This is a genomic window from Arthrobacter sp. Helios, from assembly GCF_023167125.1.
GTDB classification, from domain to species: domain Bacteria; phylum Actinomycetota; class Actinomycetes; order Actinomycetales; family Micrococcaceae; genus Arthrobacter_B; species Arthrobacter_B luteolus.
Genome location: NZ_CP095402.1, coordinates 874,178 through 893,357, shown reverse-complemented (window position 1 = coordinate 893,357; position 19,180 = coordinate 874,178). Strand labels below are relative to the sequence as shown.

Genomic DNA, 19,180 nt, shown 5'->3' with positions numbered 1-19,180 from the left:
AGTCGTGTTCCGCCAGAGTGTGTTGTGGTGTAAGTTATCGGCCTATTAGTACCGGTCAGCTTCACGGGTCTTTAGTCCCCGCTTCCACATCCGGCCTATCAACCCAGTGGTCTGGCTGGGGGCCTCTCACACACAAGGTGTATGGAAATCTCATCTCGAAGCAGGCTTCCCGCTTAGATGCTTTCAGCGGTTATCCCATCCGAACGTAGCTAATCAGCGGTGCACTTGGCAGTACAACTGACACACCAGAGGTTCGTCCGTCCCGGTCCTCTCGTACTAAGGACAGCCCTTCTCAAATTTCCTGCGCGCGCAGCGGATAGGGACCGAACTGTCTCACGACGTTCTAAACCCAGCTCGCGTACCGCTTTAATGGGCGAACAGCCCAACCCTTGGGACCTACTCCAGCCCCAGGATGCGACGAGCCGACATCGAGGTGCCAAACCATGCCGTCGATATGGACTCTTGGGCAAGATCAGCCTGTTATCCCCGAGGTACCTTTTATCCGTTGAGCGACGGCCATTCCACAATGTACCGCCGGATCACTAGTCCCGACTTTCGTCCCTGCTTGAGATGTCTCTCTCACAGTCAAGCTCCCTTGTGCACTTACACTCGACACCTGATTGCCAACCAGGCTGAGGGAACCTTTGGGCGCCTCCGTTACTCTTTAGGAGGCAACCGCCCCAGTTAAACTACCCATCAGGCACTGTCCCTGACCCGGATTACGGGCCGAAGTTAGATATCCAGTATGACCAGAGTGGTATTTCAACGATGACTCCACCCGAACTGGCGTCCGGGTCTCACAGTCTCCCACCTATCCTACACAAGCCACACCGAACACCAATACCAAACTATAGTAAAGGTCTCGGGGTCTTTCCGTCCTGCTGCGCGTAACGAGCATCTTTACTCGTACTGCAATTTCGCCGAGTTTATGGTTGAGACAGCGGGGAAGTCGTTACTCCATTCGTGCAGGTCGGAACTTACCCGACAAGGAATTTCGCTACCTTAGGATGGTTATAGTTACCACCGCCGTTTACTGGGGCTTAAATTCCCAGCTTCGCCCGTAAGGGCTAACCGGTCCTCTTAACCTTCCAGCACCGGGCAGGAGTCAGTCCGTATACATCGTCTTGCGACTTCGCACGGACCTGTGTTTTTAGTAAACAGTCGCTTCCCCCTGGTCTCTGCGGCCCACACCCGCTCACGCCAGCAAGTGACGGTCACGGGGCAGGCCCCCCTTCTCCCGAAGTTACGGGGGCATTTTGCCGAGTTCCTTAACCATAATTCTCTCGATCGCCTTAGTATTCTCTACCTGATCACCTGTGTCGGTTTGGGGTACGGGCGGCTAAAACCTCGCGCCGATGCTTTTCTAGGCAGCATAGGATCACCGGATTCCCCCGTTCGGGGGTCCCATCAGATCTCAGGTGCGTCATCAAAGACACAGTGACGGATTTGCCTATCACTGACCCTACATCCTTAGACCAGGACTACCATCGCCTGGCCCGGCTACCTTCCTGCGTCACACCTGTTAATACGCTTACCTCCCGGGTTACGGTCCCGCGCTCCACCAAAAACCGGGTCGCCACAAGGGCGGCCGGTCAGGTATTGGGCGGTTAGTATCCCCCGTTTGGTATGGGCGGTTTTTCGCCGGTACGGGAATATCAACCCGTTGTCCATCGACTACGCCTGTCGGCCTCGCCTTAGGTCCCGACTTACCCAGGGCAGATTAGCTTGACCCTGGAACCCTTGATCATTCGGCGGACGGGTTTCTCACCCGTCTTTCGCTACTCATGCCTGCATTCTCACTCGTGTAGGCTCCACCACTGGTTTACACCGCAGCTTCACTGCCCACACGACGCTCCCCTACCCATCCAGACGGCTGAACCACGAAGGCTTACCAAAAATCTGAATGCCACAACTTCGGCGGTGTACTTGAGCCCCGCTACATTGTCGGCGCGGAATCACTTGACCAGTGAGCTATTACGCACTCTTTCAAGGGTGGCTGCTTCTAAGCCAACCTCCTGGTTGTCTGGGCAACTCCACATCCTTTCCCACTTAGCACACGCTTAGGGGCCTTAGTTGGTGGTCTGGGCTGTTTCCCTCTCGACTATGAAGCTTATCCCCCACAGTCTCACTGCTGCGCTCTCACTTACCGGCATTCGGAGTTTGGCTGACGTCAGTAACCTTGTAGGGCCCATCGGCCATCCAGTAGCTCTACCTCCGGTAAGAAACACGCAACGCTGCACCTAAATGCATTTCGGGGAGAACCAGCTATCACGGAGTTTGATTGGCCTTTCACCCCTACCCACAGCTCATCCCCTCCATTTTCAACTGAAGTGGGTTCGGTCCTCCACGACGTCTTACCGTCGCTTCAACCTGGCCATGGGTAGATCACTCCGCTTCGGGTCTAGATCACGCCACTCACTCGCCCTATTCAGACTCGCTTTCGCTACGGCTTCCCCACACGGGTTAACCTCGCGACGTAACACTAACTCGCAGGCTCATTCTTCAAAAGGCACGCTGTCACAGCTACAAGGCTGCTCCAACGGTTTGTAGGCACACGGTTTCAGGTACTATTTCACTCCCCTCCCGGGGTACTTTTCACCTTTCCCTCACGGTACTTGTCCGCTATCGGTCATCAGGGAGTATTTAGGCTTACCAGGTGGTCCTGGCAGATTCGCACGGGATTTCTCGGGCCCCGTGCTACTTGGGATCCTCTCCAAGCGGCAGCATACATTCCGGTTACGGGGCTAACACCCTCTACGGCCTGGCTTTCAAACCAGTTCACCTATGCACCTGCACTCACTTCACCAATCCGGCAGAACTGGTACGGAAAGTCCCGCAACCCCAGTGATGCAACGCCCGCCGGCTATCACACACCACTGGTTTAGCCTCTTCCGCGTTCGCTCGCCACTACTAACGGAATCACTGTTGTTTTCTCTTCCTGCGGGTACTGAGATGTTTCACTTCCCCGCGTTCCCTCCACGCACCCTATGTGTTCAGATGCGGGTCACCCGGTCACTCGCGCGCCGGGCGGGGTTTCCCCATTCGGACATCCTGGGATCAACGCTCGGTTATCAACTCCCCCAGGCTTATCGCAGATTCCTACGTCCTTCTTCGGCTCCTGATGCCAAGGCATCCACCGTGTGCCCTTAAAAACTTGACCACAAAGATCAATAATTAATATCGCTATCGAGAAAACCACGGTCTCACCAGCCAACCCATCAACCCACCCCCTCAAAGGAGGACAAGCCAACAGACCAACCGGATCTACCAGGTTTTTCTGAAATTGCACTTAATAATTTTTAAGATGCTCGCGTCCACTATGTAGTTCTCAAACAACAACCCCGTCACACCCCTCCACCACCACGTATTTACCGTGACAGTCTCAGACCTGCGCAGGAACAATCAGAAACAACACCGAATCCGTGTCCTTCCAACCACCCGCCGGCACCCGCTCCGCACAAAACGGATCAGGCCACCAGCAGTCAATTGTCATTCATACGGTCCTGTTGCCTCAGGACCCAACAGTGTGCCAAACGGAAAAACCCGGTCCCACGATCCGGCAGCGTGTTCCAATCCCGTCCCCGAAGGAACAGAACGTACTGGGCTGCCAGGCGTAGCGCCGGGCACCTGCTTATTGATATTCCACCCTTGAGCACCCACCGGGGAACATATGTCCCCGATATGGGCATCTCCTGCAAAACACACATCCAGCACTGTGGAAGGACATGGGCCTTGAGGTGCTCCTTAGAAAGGAGGTGATCCAGCCGCACCTTCCGGTACGGCTACCTTGTTACGACTTAGTCCCAATCGCCGGTCCCACCTTCGACGGCTCCCTCCCACAAGGGGTTAGGCCACCGGCTTCGGGTGTTACCAACTTTCGTGACTTGACGGGCGGTGTGTACAAGGCCCGGGAACGTATTCACCGCAGCGTTGCTGATCTGCGATTACTAGCGACTCCAACTTCATGAGGTCGAGTTGCAGACCTCAATCCGAACTGAGACCGGCTTTTTGGGATTAGCTCCACCTCACAGTATCGCAACCCTTTGTACCGGCCATTGTAGCATGCGTGAAGCCCAAGACATAAGGGGCATGATGATTTGACGTCGTCCCCACCTTCCTCCGAGTTGACCCCGGCAGTCTCCTATGAGTCCCCGCCATAACGCGCTGGCAACATAGAACGAGGGTTGCGCTCGTTGCGGGACTTAACCCAACATCTCACGACACGAGCTGACGACAACCATGCACCACCTGTAAACCGGCCACAAGTGGGGGACCTGTTTCCAGGCCTTTCCGGTTCATGTCAAGCCTTGGTAAGGTTCTTCGCGTTGCATCGAATTAATCCGCATGCTCCGCCGCTTGTGCGGGCCCCCGTCAATTCCTTTGAGTTTTAGCCTTGCGGCCGTACTCCCCAGGCGGGGCACTTAATGCGTTAGCTACGGCGCGGAAAACGTGGAATGTCCCCCACACCTAGTGCCCAACGTTTACGGCATGGACTACCAGGGTATCTAATCCTGTTCGCTCCCCATGCTTTCGCTCCTCAGCGTCAGTTACAGCCCAGAGACCTGCCTTCGCCATCGGTGTTCCTCCTGATATCTGCGCATTTCACCGCTACACCAGGAATTCCAGTCTCCCCTACTGCACTCTAGTCTGCCCGTACCCACTGCAGACCCGGGGTTGAGCCCCGGGCTTTCACAGCAGACGCGACAAACCGCCTACGAGCTCTTTACGCCCAATAATTCCGGATAACGCTTGCGCCCTACGTATTACCGCGGCTGCTGGCACGTAGTTAGCCGGCGCTTCTTCTGCAGGTACCGTCACTTTCGCTTCTTCCCTGCTGAAAGAGGTTTACAACCCGAAGGCCGTCATCCCTCACGCGGCGTCGCTGCATCAGGCTTTCGCCCATTGTGCAATATTCCCCACTGCTGCCTCCCGTAGGAGTCTGGGCCGTGTCTCAGTCCCAGTGTGGCCGGTCACCCTCTCAGGCCGGCTACCCGTCGTCGCCTTGGTGGGCCATTACCCCAACCAACAAGCTGATAGGCCGCGAGTCCATCCAAAACCGCATAAAGCTTTCCACCACCATGGCATGCGCCAGGTGGTCGTATCCGGTATTAGACCCAGTTTCCCAGGCTTATCCCGAAGTTAAGGGCAGGTTACTCACGTGTTACTCACCCGTTCGCCACTAATCATTCTGTGCAAGCACAGAAGTCATCGTTCGACTTGCATGTGTTAAGCACGCCGCCAGCGTTCATCCTGAGCCAGGATCAAACTCTCCGTAAATGTGTTACAGACACAAAACCGGAGCCAAGGAAAATTGGCTGCACAGTTCTGCACTAAATTCGAAACCAGCTAAAAAAACCATCCACAGCCCACGGGGTGGGCGGGACAGCCAATTCAACCAATCAAAATAATTGGTATCAATAAACTTGGCACACTATTGAGTTCTCAAACAACAGTCGCATCCGGTCTACTCAGAAAAACCATTCCGTTTCCGGATCAATGTCTTTCTTTTCGCACCGCTGCGGTGTTTCATAATTCTATTTCATCTTTCCGGTTTTTGCAATTCGGGATAATTCCTGAATTCCATTCCTCCGGATCACCCCACGCAAAAACCGAAGCCATTATTTCAGCCAGAGCTGAAAGCTAAGCTTCTGTTCCGTTTGGGGTTTGGCCGCCATGCTTCGGGCGCTTCTTGCTTCTCAGCGGAGCGTCCCGGCCGCGGCGACTCACATAACTGTACACATCCCCTGCCGGACGTGCAAGCCGGAACGGATGTGACCTCCTGCACGCCGTGCTGCCGGCGGTGGAAACGCCTGAGGGCAGACCATGGATGGCCTGCCCTCAGGTGTTTTGGATGGATCAGATTCCGGTGACAACCGCGGTTGCGAGGGTCCGCTTGCCGCGGCGCAGCAGCAGGTACTTTCCATGCAGCAGTTCTTCGGTTCCGATGACGGCGTCGATCTCCGTGATCTTGCGGTTGTTCACGTAGGCACCGCCTTCGGTGACAGTCCGCCGGGCATCCGAGTTGGTCTTGGACAGGCCCGTGGCAACCAGCAGGTCGATGATGCCCAGACCGGCTGCGTCCACCTCGGCGCGCGGCAGCTCAGAAGTGGCCGCGGTGAGGGTTGCTTCGTCGAGCTCCTCAAGCGAACCCTGGCCGAACAGGGCAGCCGAAGCGGCGATGACCTTGTCCGTGGCTTCCGTTCCGTGTACCAGCGAGGTGACGTCGTACGCCAGGGCGCGCTGCGCCTCACGCTTGTGCGGAGCCTCCGCCACGGCCCGCTCAAGTTCCTCGATTTCCGACTTGGTGCGGAAGGTGAAGACCTTGAGCCGGTCAATCACATCGGCGTCGGCCGTATTGAGCCAGAACTGGAACATGGCGTACGGGCTGGTCATCGTGGGATCCAGCCAGACGGCGTTGCCTTCGCTCTTGCCGAACTTGGTGCCGTCGGAGTTGGTGATCAGCGGCGTGCCCAGGGCATGCACTGTGGCGCCTTCAACCTTGCGCACCAGCTCGGTGCCGGAGGTGAGGTTGCCCCACTGGTCTGATCCGCCGGTTTCCAGGACACAGTCGTAGTCGCGGAAGAGCTGCAGGTAGTCCATGCCCTGCAGGACCTGGTAGCTGAATTCCGCGTAGCTGATGCCCTCGTCGGAGTTCAGGCGCGAAGCCACGATCTCCTTCTTCACCATGGTTCCGACCCTGAAGTGCTTGCCGATTTCCCGCAGGAAGTCGAGGGCGCTCATGGGCGCCGTCCAGTCCAGGTTGTTCACCATGCGGGCAGCGTTCTCGCCCTCGAAGCTCAGGAACCGCTGGACCTGGCCCTGCAGGTAGCCGACCCACTCCGCCACCGTTTCCTTGGTGTTCATGGTGCGTTCCGCCGTCGGGCGCGGGTCCCCCACCAAACCGGTGGACCCGCCGACCAGGGCCAGCGGCTTGTGGCCGGCCAGCTGCAGCCGGCGCATGGTCAGCAGCTGGACCAGGTTGCCCAGGTGCAGGCTCGGGGCCGTGGGGTCGAAGCCGCAGTAATACGTGACGGGGTCTCCGCTGAGTAGCTTTTCAAGCTCCGCCTCGTCGGTGGAGAGCTTGATCAGCCCTCTCCACTTCAGTTCCTGCCAGATGTTGGCAAAGGTCGGATCGTTCTGCTGGGCAACAAGGCCCTCGGAGGTCTGGGTATTCTGTGGCACGCCTCTAAATTATCAGGATTCGCCGTCGGCAATCCCCGCCGGGATCCCGTGCTCCGCAATAAGACGCAGACGCTGGGTCGGACGGGTCATCGCAACGTAGAGATCCCCCACCTTTCCGGCCGCTGCCGTGAGCAGTTCGGAGGGCTCAAGGATCACGACGCCGTCGAACTCCAGTCCCTTGGCTTCCCGCGGCGAGATAACCACGATGTCCTGGCCCAGTCCGCCGGCGCCGGTGCCTACCCGGTTCCCGTAGACGCCCTTCACGGCCTGGCGGACTTCCACCAGCCGGTGGTCCTCGGTGATGACGGCGAGCAGGCCGCCTTCCAGGGCGGCCAGGTCCGCGGGCAGGGTTTCAAGCAGCCGGGCAATCAGCCCGCCTTCCTCAACCGTGTCCAGGAACGGCGGCCACTGGCCCTCGCGCACTGCCTTCGGTGCCGAGACGACCAGTCCTGCGGCGTTGGCCATCCGGACGGCTGCCTCGGCGATCTGTGCCGGGGTCCGGTAGTTGACGGTGAGTTCCTCCAGCGTCCAGCGCTCCCCTACGAAGGGATCCAGCGCCTGCTGCCACGACGTGGCACCGGCGGCGGAACTGGTCTGGGCGATGTCCCCCACCACGGTGAAGGACTTCAACGGGCAGCGGCGCATCAGCAGGCGCCACTGCATCGCGGAAAGTTCCTGTGCCTCGTCCACTACGACGTGTCCGAAAGCCCAGGTCCGGTCGATGGCGGCCCGGTCCGCGGCGGTCAGCCGCTGCTCAGTCTCCATGTTGTGGTTAGCCAGGTCCTCGGCGGAGAGAATGCCGTGGGCACCCGAATCCTCGAGGAAGCCCTCGGTGTTTTCAATTGCGCGTTCGGCGTTGGCCAGGTCCCGCTTGCGGGCTTCCTCCAGCGCAGCGCTGTCCCGGCCGGCGGACGGATCGAGGTCCCCCAGCAGCTCCGCTGCCTCATCGAGCAGCGGAATGTCCGCTTCGGTCCACGGCGCGTCCGGGCTGCGCATCAGCAGCGCTCGTTCGTCGTCGGTAAGCTCCGGGGCGGCAGCTTCCAGGTGTCCGGGCTTGCTGAACAGTTCGCTGATAAGCTTTTCCGGCGTCATCGGCATCCAGCACAGGTTCAGCGCGATGCGGACGTCCCGGGCGCTCCGCACGTCCTCGGCAAGATACGCGCGGTCGGTGCTGTTTCCTGCACCGGCCGATTCTTCGAGCACATCGGTCAGCTGGTCGGTGAGTTCGCGCAGCAGGATCTTCACGAAGGTCACGCGGGCTTCATTGTGCGGCTTGCCGGTGGCACGGGCACGGTCACGGGCGCGCTGGACCTGCTTGGGGGTCAGCGTGATCATGGTGCCGTCGATGTTGAGCCGGCGCGGTTCCGCCAGGATCCGTTCGCGGTTGGCGACGGCACGGTTGACGACGTCGGCCATCGACAGCCGGCCCTTGACCTCGGCGGCGGCGGGCGTATCCTCGCCCGCGGCGGTGATACCCGGCATGAGCTGGCCAAGACTGGACATCACGACGCCGGTTTCACCCAGGGAGGGCAGCACCCGTTCGATGTAGTGGATGAAGGCGTTCGAGGGGCCCACGAGCAGCACACCGGCGGACTTGAGCCGCTCCCGGTGGGTGTACAGCAGGTAGGCGGCGCGGTGCAGTGCGACGGCGGTTTTGCCCGTTCCCGGACCGCCCTGAACCACCAGGGTTCCGGGCAGCGGTGCGCGGATAATCCGGTCCTGCTCGGCCTGGATGGTGCCGACGATGTCCGACATCTGGCCGGTGCGCTTGGAATTCAGGGCAGCCAGCAGCGCACCTTCGCCCTGCAGGTTGTCGCCGTCCTCCAGCATGGAGTAATCCAGCACGTCGTCTTCGAGGCCCTGGACGTCCCGGCCCTTGAGGATCAGATGGCGCCGCCGGCGGACACCCTGCCGCTCGAACGCGGTGGCCTGGTAGAAGGTGCCCGCTTCCGGGGCGCGCCAGTCCACCATCAGCCGCTGCAGATCCGCGGTGGAGAGGCCGATCCTGCCGATGTAGCGGGTCTCGCCGTCGTCAAGGTCAAGCCGGCCGAAAACCAGCCGGTCGTCGACGGCGTTCAGCTGCGCGAGCCGGTCCTCATACATGGTGGCGAAGGCGTCGCGTTCGGACCGGTTCTGGTGGGAACCGGCTGAATGGGAGCGGCGGACCTGGGCCAGCTGCTCGCTTTTTTCCTCCCGGAGTTCATCGAGCCGGTGGTACAGGCCGGCCACGTAACGGCGCTCGTGGTCGAGCTCCGTTTGGACCGAAGACGTTTCAGGCATGTTCGCGTTCCCTCTCGCAAAGGCAGACCGTCTATCTTACCGTGCATCGGCACAATTTCCATGCCCTGTCCATAGTGCGGGTGGACGTTGCGTTCCGCGGCCCGCATTCCGTTCCCGGATGGCCGGTTCAGTACGTGATCAGCGACCGCACGCTGTGGCCGGCGAGGGCCTCGCGGCCGCCCAGTTCACCGAGTTCCAGCACGACGCCGAAGCCCGCAACGCTGGAACCGGCACTTTCGATCAGGCGGGCAGCAGCAGCGAGTGTTCCGCCGGTGGCCAGGACGTCGTCAAGGATCAGGACACGGGAACCGGCGGGGATGTCTTCGACGTGCAGTTCGAGGCTGTTCTGCCCGTATTCCATGTCATACGTCTCGGTGTAGGTCTCCCGCGGCAGTTTGCCGGGTTTGCGGATGGTGATCACACCGCGTTCGGAGGCGTAGGCCGCAGCAGCGGCGAGCAGGAAGCCGCGGGCTTCAACGCCGGCGACGAAGTCGAACTGCCCTTCGTATCCGGCAAGCAGGGCATCGACCATACCGCGCAGCGCCGGTCCGTCGGCGAAGACCGGAGTCAGGTCGCGGAAAACGATGCCGGGCTTTGGGTAATCCTGGACGACGGCGCCGAGGCGGTCAATGGTTTCCGCTATGGTTTCGGCCGGGTCGGCGACCGGGACTTCGGCCGGAACTGCGGGGCTGTTGAGCGGGTTCGAAGCAGTGTGTTTCACCCATCTACCTTACCGGTCCTCCGCGTCCCGGGCCTCGTTCTGCGGCTGCGCTGCTGCTCACAGCGGCTGCCACCCGGCTCCTGCACCGCCGATACCTGGCTGGTGCGGGGTCTAGGCCCGTTTCGCCGTCGCCCCGGAAGGCCGCACCCGTGCCCGCTGGACCGCTGGCCGGTATTTGGAGACGGTCGGTTCGCCGGTGAGCCAAAACCGCCAGGGGTAGGCCTCTCCCCCGCCTTCACCGCTGACCCCGACCCGGGGCCCCCGGGAGATCAGTTCCTCGGGTACCGGTTCCTTCGGCAGTTCCAGACGCAGCGGAGAGGTGAAGACGTCCGCACCGTCGAGACTGCGGTCGATCCCCAGTGCCTGGGTCAGCCGGGCGGGACCGCGGGCCAGGTCCAGGGGTGACTTGGGCTGCCGGCGGCGCAGTGCGGCGATCTCGTGCCCCTCTGTGATTTCCCCCGCCCGCAGCAGCAGCCCGGTGGCCTGGCCCGGAACGCCGCAGACCACGTTGGCGCAGTAGTGCATACCGTAGGTGAAGTAGACGTAGAGGTGCCCGGCCGGGCCAAACATCGTGGAGTTCCGCGGCGATTGTCCGCGGAAGGCATGGGACCCGGGATCCGCTGCGCCGAGGTAGGCTTCCACCTCCGTGATCCGGACCGCGACGTCACCTTCCTCGGATTCCCTCCGGAGGACGGCGCCCAGCAGCCAGGGTGCTGCCTCGGTCGCCGGGATGACCAGCCGGCTGCGCTGCTCTGCGGGATCCAGGTATGTCCGCTCCATACCTTCGACCGTAGCAAGACCTGGGGCTGCTCAATAAACTGCCGCCGGCTGCGGCCTGCGGTCTCCAGGCTGCGCCACCGGGTCACAGATTAGAGCTGTACAGCGCTTCGAGTGCCCGGAGACGGTGGGAGTTCGGATGTGGCGTCTCCCCCAGCAGCCGGACGGCGGCCGAGTCCAGTGCCAGGTGCCAGGCGGCCATCAGGGCGGCGGTGTCCTGCGGGTCGCTGTCTTCGATCCGCTGCCGGATCCGCAGTTTGCCGACCCCGTCTTCCTCGGTCACGGAAATTTCTGCACCATCACCCAGGCGGAGGTTTCCGCCGGAACTTTCGACGGCGGCGCTGATGTCCTCGGCTTCGGCGTCGTACCAGCGTTCGAACACCAGCGTGGCCTGCTCAGTGTTTTGCCCAGTGCCGATGTCCAGGTAACCCATGGTCGGCGAGACACCGAACTCACGCGAGTAGGCATCGCGCAAGGTCCGCCACTGGCCGGGCGGCTCTCCGGTAGGCGGGTTGCCGGCGGCCACTGCCGCGAAGGCACGCAGGATGCCCTGCCATCCTGCGCTGCCTTCGGCGAGGAAATCGGGCGTGTCGGTGCGGGACCGGAACTGCAGGAGCGCACCGCCGTCCGAATCGAGGACCTGCCATTCCAGCACCGATTCCTCGCCCAGGTCATCGTCCCAGGTGATCTGGAGGCTGCTGCGCGGAGTGAGCTGCAGGACCGTCCCGGACGCGCTGCCGCCGCCCATGTCCAGCGTGTATTCCTTGCCCAGTTCCCAGTCCGGGGTCACGGTCCCGAGCCACTGCTCAACTTTGCGCGGATTGATCAGGACGTCCCAGATGTGCGCCGCGGGGTAGTCAAACTGCTTATCGAAGGCCAGCGCCCAGCCGTCGGTGAGCTTCTCGATGCGGCCGGTGGGAACCGAGGGATCGTCCTGCCCGGAACCGTTGGACGATGATGCTTCAGACATGGCGGCCCTTCCGTAGATGCCATCTGCTGCAGTACCAACCCTAGGGTGGGCGCGTCCGGTCTGGAAGGCCGTTGACGTTGAAACCGCAGCCGCGGGCCCGTGGCGGCGGATCAGTGACCTGCTGTGCGCGGGAGACGGTAGCGGATGTGGTTCCGGTCCGCCCGGGCCTGCCAGAATTCGGTTTCCAGCGGTTGCAGGGCGTAGAGCTGCCAGGCCGGGTTCGGGGTGCCGTCCGCACCGGGCCTGGCGTCCCAGTCCGCAGCTGAAGCGTCCGCCGACAGCGGCACCACCCTACCGGCAACGCGAACCTGCCGGCCCAGCGGCTGCCAGAAGAAGTTCATCGCAGCGCGCGGGTTGGCAGCCAGCTCCCGGCCCTTGCGCGAGGTGCGGGCGGTGGCGAACTGCCAGCCGTCGTCGTCGAGGTCCTTCAGGATCAGCATGCGGGCGGACGGGCTGCCGGCTGCGTCTGCGGTGGCAAGGGAGAAGGCGTGCGGCTGTGGGATTCCGGCGGCCAGGGCCTCATCCAGCCAGAGCCGGAAGAGCTCCGCGGGGTCATCCGGCGCGGTGTCCGGGTCAAAGTCAGGGAGCGTCGCCGGAAAGTCGGGCAGGGCGCGCAGCATGCGCCGGAACTCGGGGTTGGGCATAACGCCACGCTATCCCCTCTCCCCCGGCAAACACGAGGGGCCAGTTGCGGCTGCTTTGAGGGCTCAAAGCAGCCGCAACTGGCCTCTCGATAGGGCGGGAGTACGGGGTGGAGCTACGCCGCGAAGCCGCGGACGGCGTCGATCTGCTTCTTCAGCTCGGCCAGCTGCGCCTCGACGGCGGAGCGGGCGGTTCCGCCCTGCGCGCTGCGGCTGTCCAGCGACCCTTCAGTGGAAAGCACCGTGCGGACTTCGGGTGTCAGGTGCGCCGAGATTCGGGCATATTCCTCGTCGGTCAGGTCCCAGAGTTCGACGCCGCGGGATTCGGCCAGCTTGACGGCGGCACCGGAAAGTTCATGCGCCTCGCGGAACGGCACCCCCTGGCGCACCAGCCATTCGGCGATGTCGGTGGCCAGGGCAAAGCCCTGCGGAGCCAGGGACTGCATACGTTCGGTGTTGAAGACCAGCGTCGCGATCATGCCGGAAACGGCCGGGAGCAGCAGCTCCAGGGTGTCCGTGGCGTCGAAGACCGGTTCCTTGTCCTCCTGCAGGTCCCGGTTGTACGCCAGGGGCAGGCCCTTGAGCGTGGCCAGCAGCCCGGTCAGGTCGCCGATGAGGCGGCCCGCCTTGCCGCGGGCCAGTTCAGCCACGTCCGGGTTCTTCTTCTGCGGCATGATCGAGGAGCCCGTGGAGAAGGCGTCGTCGAGCGTGACGAAGGAGAATTCCTTGGTGGCCCAGAGAATGATCTCTTCGCTGATGCGGGAGAGGTCCACACCGATCATGGCGGCCACCCAGGCATACTCGGCGTAGACGTCACGCGAAGCGGTGCCGTCGATCGAGTTCCAGGCAGCGGAGTCGAAGCCAAGGTCCGCGGCCACGGCGTTGGGATCCAGTCCCAGCGAGGAACCGGCCAGGGCGCCGGAGCCGTACGGTGACACGGCGGCGCGTTTGTCCCAGTCGGCCAGGCGCTGCACGTCACGCAGCAGGGCCCAGGCATGGGCCAGCAGGTGGTGGCTGAGCAAAACCGGCTGGGCGTGCTGCAGGTGGGTTCGGCCGGGCATGGCCACGCCCAGGTGCTTTTCGGCCTGTTCCACCAGGGCGTCCACGGTTGCCAGCACACCGGCCGCCACAATCCGGGCGTGGTCGCGCAGGTACATCCGGCCCAGGGTGGCGATCTGGTCGTTGCGGGAGCGGCCGGCGCGGAGCTTGCCGCCCAGCTGCGGGCCGGCGCGTTCGATCAGGCCGCGTTCCAGCGAACCGTGCACGTCCTCATCGGACTCGGCCGGGAGGTAGGCGCCGGAGCGCACATCGGCGTCGAGCGCGTCCAGCGCCTGAAGCATGCCGGCCAGCTCGGCGTCGTCGAGCAGTCCCGCTTTGTGCAGCACCCGGGCATGCGCCCGGGAGCCGGCAATGTCATAGCCGGCAAGCCGCCAGTCGAAATGGGTGGATTTACTCAGGGCTGCCAGCGCGTCGGCCGGACCGCCGGCGAAGCGGCCGCCCCACAGAGCACCCTGGACCGTTGAACCGGAGCCTCCCGGCTGCTGGGCCGCTGATTCGATTGACGGCTTGCCGTTATGCATGTGCTTACTTTCCTTCGGCCAGGCGCAGGTCGCGGGCCGACGCTACCTTGGAGGACATCCCGAACAGCTCGATGAACCCGCGGGCCATGGACTGGTCGAAGGTGTCGCCGGTGTCGTAGGTGGCCAGGTTGAAGTCGTACAGGGAGGACTCGGAGCGGCGCCCGGTGACCGTGGCGCGGCCGGCGTGCAGATCCATGCGGATGTCGCCGGAGACGTACTGCTGGGTGTCCGCGATGAAGGCATCCAGGGAGTTCTTCAGCGGGGAGAACCACTGGCCGTCGTAGACCAGCTCGGTCCAGCGCTGCCCGACGGTCTTCTTGAACCGGGCCTGCTCGCGCTCGACCGTGACGTTTTCGAGTTCGCGGTGCGCGGCCATCAGGGCCATCGCGCCGGGAGCCTCGTAGATTTCACGGCTCTTGATGCCCACCAGGCGGTCTTCGACGATGTCGATGCGGCCGATGCCCTGGGCGCCGGCGCGGCGGTTCATCTCTTCGATGGCCTGCAGCGGGGTGACGGGCTTGCCGTCGATGGCGACGGGGACGCCTGCCTTGAACGTGATGACCACTTCGTCGGCGGCGATCCCGGAGTCGGGATCGGAGGTGTACTCGTACACGTCCGGGGTGGGGGCGTTCCAGATGTCTTCCAGGAAGCCGGTTTCCACGGCGCGTCCCCAGACGTTGGCGTCAATGGAGAACGGGTTCTTCTTGGTGGTGACGATCGGGAGGTTCTTCTCCTCGGCGAAGGCGATGGCCTTGTCGCGGGTCAGTGCCAGGTCGCGGACGGGTGCGATGCACTTCAGGTCCGGACCCAGGGTCTGGATGCCGACCTCGAAGCGGACCTGGTCGTTGCCCTTGCCGGTGCAGCCGTGCGAGACGGTGGTGGCACCGAATTCGCGGGCTGCGGCCACCAGGTGCTTGACGATCACCGGGCGGGACAGCGCGGAGACCAGCGGGTAGGAATCCATGTACAGGGAGTTGGCCTGCAGTGCTGGCATGCAGTACTCGGCGGCGAACTCGTCGCGGGCGTCGGCCACGTAGGCTTCGACGGCTCCGCAGTCGAGCGCACGCTGGCGGATGGTCTCCAGCGACTCGCCGCCCTGTCCGACGTCGACCGCCACGGCGATGACTTCGGCGCCGGTTGCCTCGGCGATCCAGCCGATGGCCACTGACGTATCCAGGCCACCTGAGTAGGCCAGAACAATACGTTCGCTCACGAATGTGCTCCTCTTGCGATTGGTGCAGCGGGGGTGCTGCGTTGGGTATGAAAAGTTGGGAAACAGTTGGGAAAGCCGGAAACCTGTGAGGCCCGGTGGCCGGGCTCACGCCCGGGCAGGATCAGCTTCTACAGTATTCGATTGTCCGGGGCCTGCCCGCTGGCGGTCGCCTCATCGGCGATGCTCAGGAAGCGGGCCGCCAGTTCGCCGCCGCCGTCCGGATCCCGGGTGACCAGCAGCACGGTGTCGTCCCCGGCCAGGGTGCCCAGAATGGACGGCATCACCGAGTGGTCGATCGCCAGCGCCAGGAAGTTGGCGGCTCCGGGCGGGGTGCGCAGCACCACGATGTTCCCGGACGCCTCGGCCGTGACCAGCAGTTCGCCGCAGAGCCTGGCCAGCCGCGAGTCGAGCACCTCCTGCCCGATCCCGGACTGCGGGGTCCGTTCACCGCCCTCGGAGGGGACGGCGTAGACCAGCACGCCGTCCTTGCCGCGCATCCGCACGGCGCCGAGCTCCACCAGGTCGCGGGAGAGCGTGGCCTGGTTGACCTGTACACCGTCGTCCGCCAGCAGTGCCGCCAGCTCGGCCTGCGACCGGACCGACAGGCCGGTCAGCAGGGCACGGATGCGCGCCTGCCGGGCTGTTTTAGTGGCGGGCATGGTCACAGCGCGCGCTCCGGCACTCCGGTGAGTCCGGACTTGGCCATCAGCCAGAGCATCAGGGCTTTCTGGGCGTGCAGCCGGTTCTCCGCCTCGTCCCAGACCAGGGACTGCGGTCCGTCGATCACGTCGGCGGAAATCTCGTAGCCGCGGTAGGCGGGCAGGCAGTGGAGAACGACGGCGTCGTCCGCGGCGTGCGCCATGGCATCGCTGTCCACGGCGTAGTCCCGGAACAGCTCCTGCCGCGCGGCCTTTTCCTCTTCCTGCCCCATGGACACCCAGGTGTCGGTGGCGACGACGTCGGCTCCGGCCAGCGCCTCCGCAGCGTCAGTGGTGATCAGCACCGATCCCCCGGTTTCCTCGGCACGCGCCGCGGCGGCGTCGACAACCAGCGGGTCCGGCAGGTAGCCCATGGGCCCGGCAACCCGCACATGCATACCGGCGGTGACGCCGGCCAGCAGGTAGGAGTTGGCCATGTTGTTGGCGCAGTCCCCGAGGTAGGTCAGGGTGAGGCCGGCCAGGGTGCCTTTGTGCTCGCGGATGGTCATCAGGTCCGCGAGGAGCTGGCAGGGGTGGTAATCGTCGGAGAGGGCGTTGATCACCGGTACCGAGGAGTTCGCAGCCATTTCCTCCAGCCCGGACTGCGCGTAGGTGCGCCAGACGATGGTGGAGACCATCCGCTCCATGACCTTCGCGGTGTCCGCCACGGATTCCTTGTGCCCCAGCTGGGATTCACCGGCACCGATGATCAGCGGCACCCCGCCTAGGTCGGAAATGCCGGCAGCAAAGGAAATCCGGGTGCGGGTGGAGGTCTTGTCGAAGATGACCGCCACGGTCTTGCGTCCGGTGGAGTCGCCCGCATACGGCTGGTATTTGTAGCGGTCCTTTTTCAGGGCATCGGCGAGGTCCAGGACCTCGGTCTGCTCGGCCTGCGTCAGGTCGGTGTCAACAAGGAAATGGCGGGTCATGACTGTCCAATCGTTGTGGCAGCAGCGGCTTTCAGGATGGCAGGGAGTTCGTCGGTGAAGCTCATCGCCTGATCAACGCCCAGGATCAGCGGCGGTGCCAGGCGCAGGGTGTGCGGTCCGGTGGCATTGATGATGAAGCCCGCCTCGAGCGCGGCCGTGACAGCTGCCGGGGCAATTTCCTGGTCCAGGTCGATGCCGATCAGGAGTCCGCGCCCGCGGACCGAGCCGACCCCGTCCACTTTCCGCAACGCCCCACGGAGCTGTTCCCCCGTGGTGTTGACGTTGGCGAGCACGTCCTGGGACTCGATGGCGGCCAGTGTTGCCAGCGCCGCCGCCGTCGCCACCGGGTTGCCGCCGAATGTTGTTCCGTGCTGGCCGGCGGTGAGCAGGGAGGAAGCCTTTTCCCCGAACGTGATCAGCCCGCCGATCGGGAATCCCGCGCCCAGGCCCTTGGCCAGGGTCATGGCGTCCGGCAGCACGCCTTCGGAGGCGAACCAGGTGCCGGTCCGGCCGATGCCGGTCTGCACTTCGTCGAAGATGAGCAGCGCGCCGGCGGCCTGGGTGATCTCCCGGGCAGCCTGCAGGTAGCCCTCGGGCGGCAGGTGCACGCCGGCCTCACCCTGGATCGGTTCCATAAACACTGCAGCAACGGTCTCGTCGACTGCGGCGCGCAGCGCCTCGACATCGCCGTAGGGGATGTGCTCCACGCCGGCGGGCAGCGGTTCAAACGGTTCCCGGTAGGCGGCCTTGGCGGTCAGGGCCAGCGCGCCCATGGTCCGGCCGTGGAAGGCGTGGTCCATGGCGATGATCCGGCTGCGTTCGGGGGTGGAGTTGCGGCGGGCCAGCTTGAACGCGGCCTCGATGGCCTCGGTGCCGGAGTTGGAGAAGAACACCTTGGAACCCTCGGGAGCCTGGGCCAGCTGCAGGAGCTTTTCGGCCAGGGCAATCTGGGGCGGGCTGGTGAAGAAGTTCGAAACGTGGCCCAGTGTGTTCAGCTGGCTGGCGATGACCGAGGTGACGAACGGGTGGGCGTGGCCCAGGGCGTTGACTGCGATTCCGCCCAGCAGGTCAAGGTAGGCCTTGCCGTCGGCGTCCCAGACATAGCAGCCGTGCCCGCGCACCAGCACACGCTGGGGGGTCCCGAAAACACCCATCAGGGACTTGCCGTAGCGGGCCAGCCAGTCACTGCCGGTGCCGGTCAGCTCGGTGAGTTCGGGGCTGGCGGGAGCGATGTCCGCGCCCGGTGCCTTGGGGATGCTGCTCATACGCTCTCTCCGTCCGGAACGATCTGGGTGCCGATGCCGGCGGTGGTGAAGACTTCCAGCAGCATGGAATGGGCCATGCGGCCGTCGACGACGGCTGCCCGGTCCACACCGCCGTCGACGGCAGCCAGGCAGGCTTCCATCTTGGGAATCATGCCCGATTCCAGTGTGGGCAGCATCTGCCGCAGTTCACCGGCGGTGAGCGCGGAGATCAGCGAGGATTTGTCCGGCCAGTTGGCGTAGAGGCCTTCGACGTCGGTGAGCACCACCAGCCGGGAGGCGCCCAGGGCGACGGCCAGGGACGCCGCGGCGGTGTCGGCGTTGACGTTGAGCACCTGTCCGGTGGGTGCGCCTGCGGCATCAATTTCCGGGGCGACGGTGGAGATCACGGGGATCCGTCCGGCCTCGATGAGGTCAAGGATCGCGCCGGGGTTAACGCCGACGACTTCGCCGACTAGCCCCAGGTCCACTTCCTCGCCGTCTACGACGGTTCCGGTGCGGACGGCCTGCAGCAGCCCGCCGTCTTCGCCGGAGAGGCCGACGGCGTAGGGCCCGTGGGAGTTGATCATGCCAACCAGCTCGCGGCCAACCTGGCCGGTGAGGACCATCCGCACGGCATCCATGGCTTCGGGGGTGGTGACCCGGAGGCCGCCCTTGAACTCGGACTTGATGCCCAGCCGGGCCAGCAGCGCACTGATCTGCGGGCCGCCGCCGTGCACCACCACGGGATGCACCCCTACGTGGTGCAGGAAAACGATGTCCTCGGCGAACGCCTGGCGCAGCTCATCGTTGACCATGGCGTTGCCGCCGTATTTGATCACCATGGTGCTGCCGGCAAAGCGCTGGATCCAGGGCAGTGCCTCGATCAGCGTTGCCGCTTTGTCCTGCGCGGCGAGCTGTTCGCGGGCTTCGGTGGGAGTGCTCATA

12 protein-coding genes and 2 rRNA genes are annotated in these 19,180 nt (G+C 63.7%); all 14 read right to left on the bottom strand.

Features of this window, described 5'->3' with window-relative positions; genetic code table 11:
- Window positions 1–24: 24 nt before the first annotated feature.
- Window positions 25–3,160 (bottom strand): 23S ribosomal RNA (locus ArtHe_RS03895).
- Between the two features lie 588 nt (window positions 3,161–3,748).
- Window positions 3,749–5,277, bottom strand: a 16S ribosomal RNA gene (locus ArtHe_RS03890).
- The 16S and 23S rRNA genes sit together here, the layout of an rRNA operon.
- Window positions 5,278–5,856: 579 nt before the next feature.
- Entirely contained in the window at window positions 5,857–7,182 is a 1,326-nt protein-coding gene (gene tyrS / locus ArtHe_RS03885; RefSeq protein ID WP_282568711.1) for a tyrosine--tRNA ligase, read from the bottom strand.
- A gap of 12 nt (window positions 7,183–7,194) precedes the next feature.
- Entirely contained in the window at window positions 7,195–9,462 is a 2,268-nt protein-coding gene (locus ArtHe_RS03880; RefSeq protein ID WP_248318848.1) for a UvrD-helicase domain-containing protein, read from the bottom strand.
- Window positions 9,463–9,589: 127 nt separating this feature from the next.
- A complete protein-coding gene (locus ArtHe_RS03875; RefSeq protein ID WP_248319661.1) occupies window positions 9,590–10,105 on the bottom strand; it encodes an adenine phosphoribosyltransferase in 516 nt (171 codons plus the stop codon).
- 189 nt (window positions 10,106–10,294) lie between these two features.
- Window positions 10,295–10,963, bottom strand: a complete 669-nt coding sequence (locus ArtHe_RS03870; protein ID WP_248318847.1) for a DNA-3-methyladenine glycosylase — start codon at window positions 10,961–10,963, stop codon at window positions 10,295–10,297.
- Window positions 10,964–11,045: 82 nt separating this feature from the next.
- Window positions 11,046–11,930 (bottom strand): SRPBCC domain-containing protein, encoded by an 885-nt coding sequence (locus tag ArtHe_RS03865; protein ID WP_248318846.1) that lies wholly within the window; start codon window positions 11,928–11,930, stop codon window positions 11,046–11,048.
- 110 nt (window positions 11,931–12,040) lie between these two features.
- Window positions 12,041–12,574, bottom strand: a complete 534-nt coding sequence (locus ArtHe_RS03860; RefSeq protein ID WP_248318845.1) for a pyridoxamine 5'-phosphate oxidase family protein — start codon at window positions 12,572–12,574, stop codon at window positions 12,041–12,043.
- Window positions 12,575–12,687: 113 nt separating this feature from the next.
- Window positions 12,688–14,151, bottom strand: a complete 1,464-nt coding sequence (gene argH / locus ArtHe_RS03855) for an argininosuccinate lyase (protein WP_248318844.1) — start codon at window positions 14,149–14,151, stop codon at window positions 12,688–12,690.
- Window positions 14,152–14,155: 4 nt separating this feature from the next.
- Window positions 14,156–15,364 carry an argininosuccinate synthase gene (locus tag ArtHe_RS03850; RefSeq protein ID WP_066302939.1) on the bottom strand — a complete coding sequence of 403 codons (1,209 nt, stop codon included), beginning with the start codon at window positions 15,362–15,364 and terminating at the stop codon, window positions 14,156–14,158.
- A gap of 128 nt (window positions 15,365–15,492) precedes the next feature.
- Complete coding sequence (locus ArtHe_RS03845; RefSeq protein ID WP_066302938.1) at window positions 15,493–16,023, bottom strand: arginine repressor; 531 nt, start codon at window positions 16,021–16,023, stop codon at window positions 15,493–15,495.
- A gap of 2 nt (window positions 16,024–16,025) precedes the next feature.
- Window positions 16,026–16,991, bottom strand: coding sequence for an ornithine carbamoyltransferase (gene argF / locus ArtHe_RS03840; protein WP_248318843.1), 966 nt, complete (start codon window positions 16,989–16,991; stop codon window positions 16,026–16,028).
- A complete protein-coding gene (locus tag ArtHe_RS03835; protein WP_248318842.1) occupies window positions 16,988–18,256 on the bottom strand; it encodes an acetylornithine transaminase in 1,269 nt (422 codons plus the stop codon). Before ArtHe_RS03835 ends, argF begins: the two co-directional genes overlap by 4 nt.
- Window positions 18,253–19,179 (bottom strand): acetylglutamate kinase, encoded by a 927-nt coding sequence (gene argB, locus ArtHe_RS03830; protein WP_248318841.1) that lies wholly within the window; start codon window positions 19,177–19,179, stop codon window positions 18,253–18,255. The genes ArtHe_RS03835 and argB overlap by 4 nt, the downstream gene beginning before the upstream one ends.
- Between the last annotated feature and the right edge of the window lies 1 nt (window position 19,180).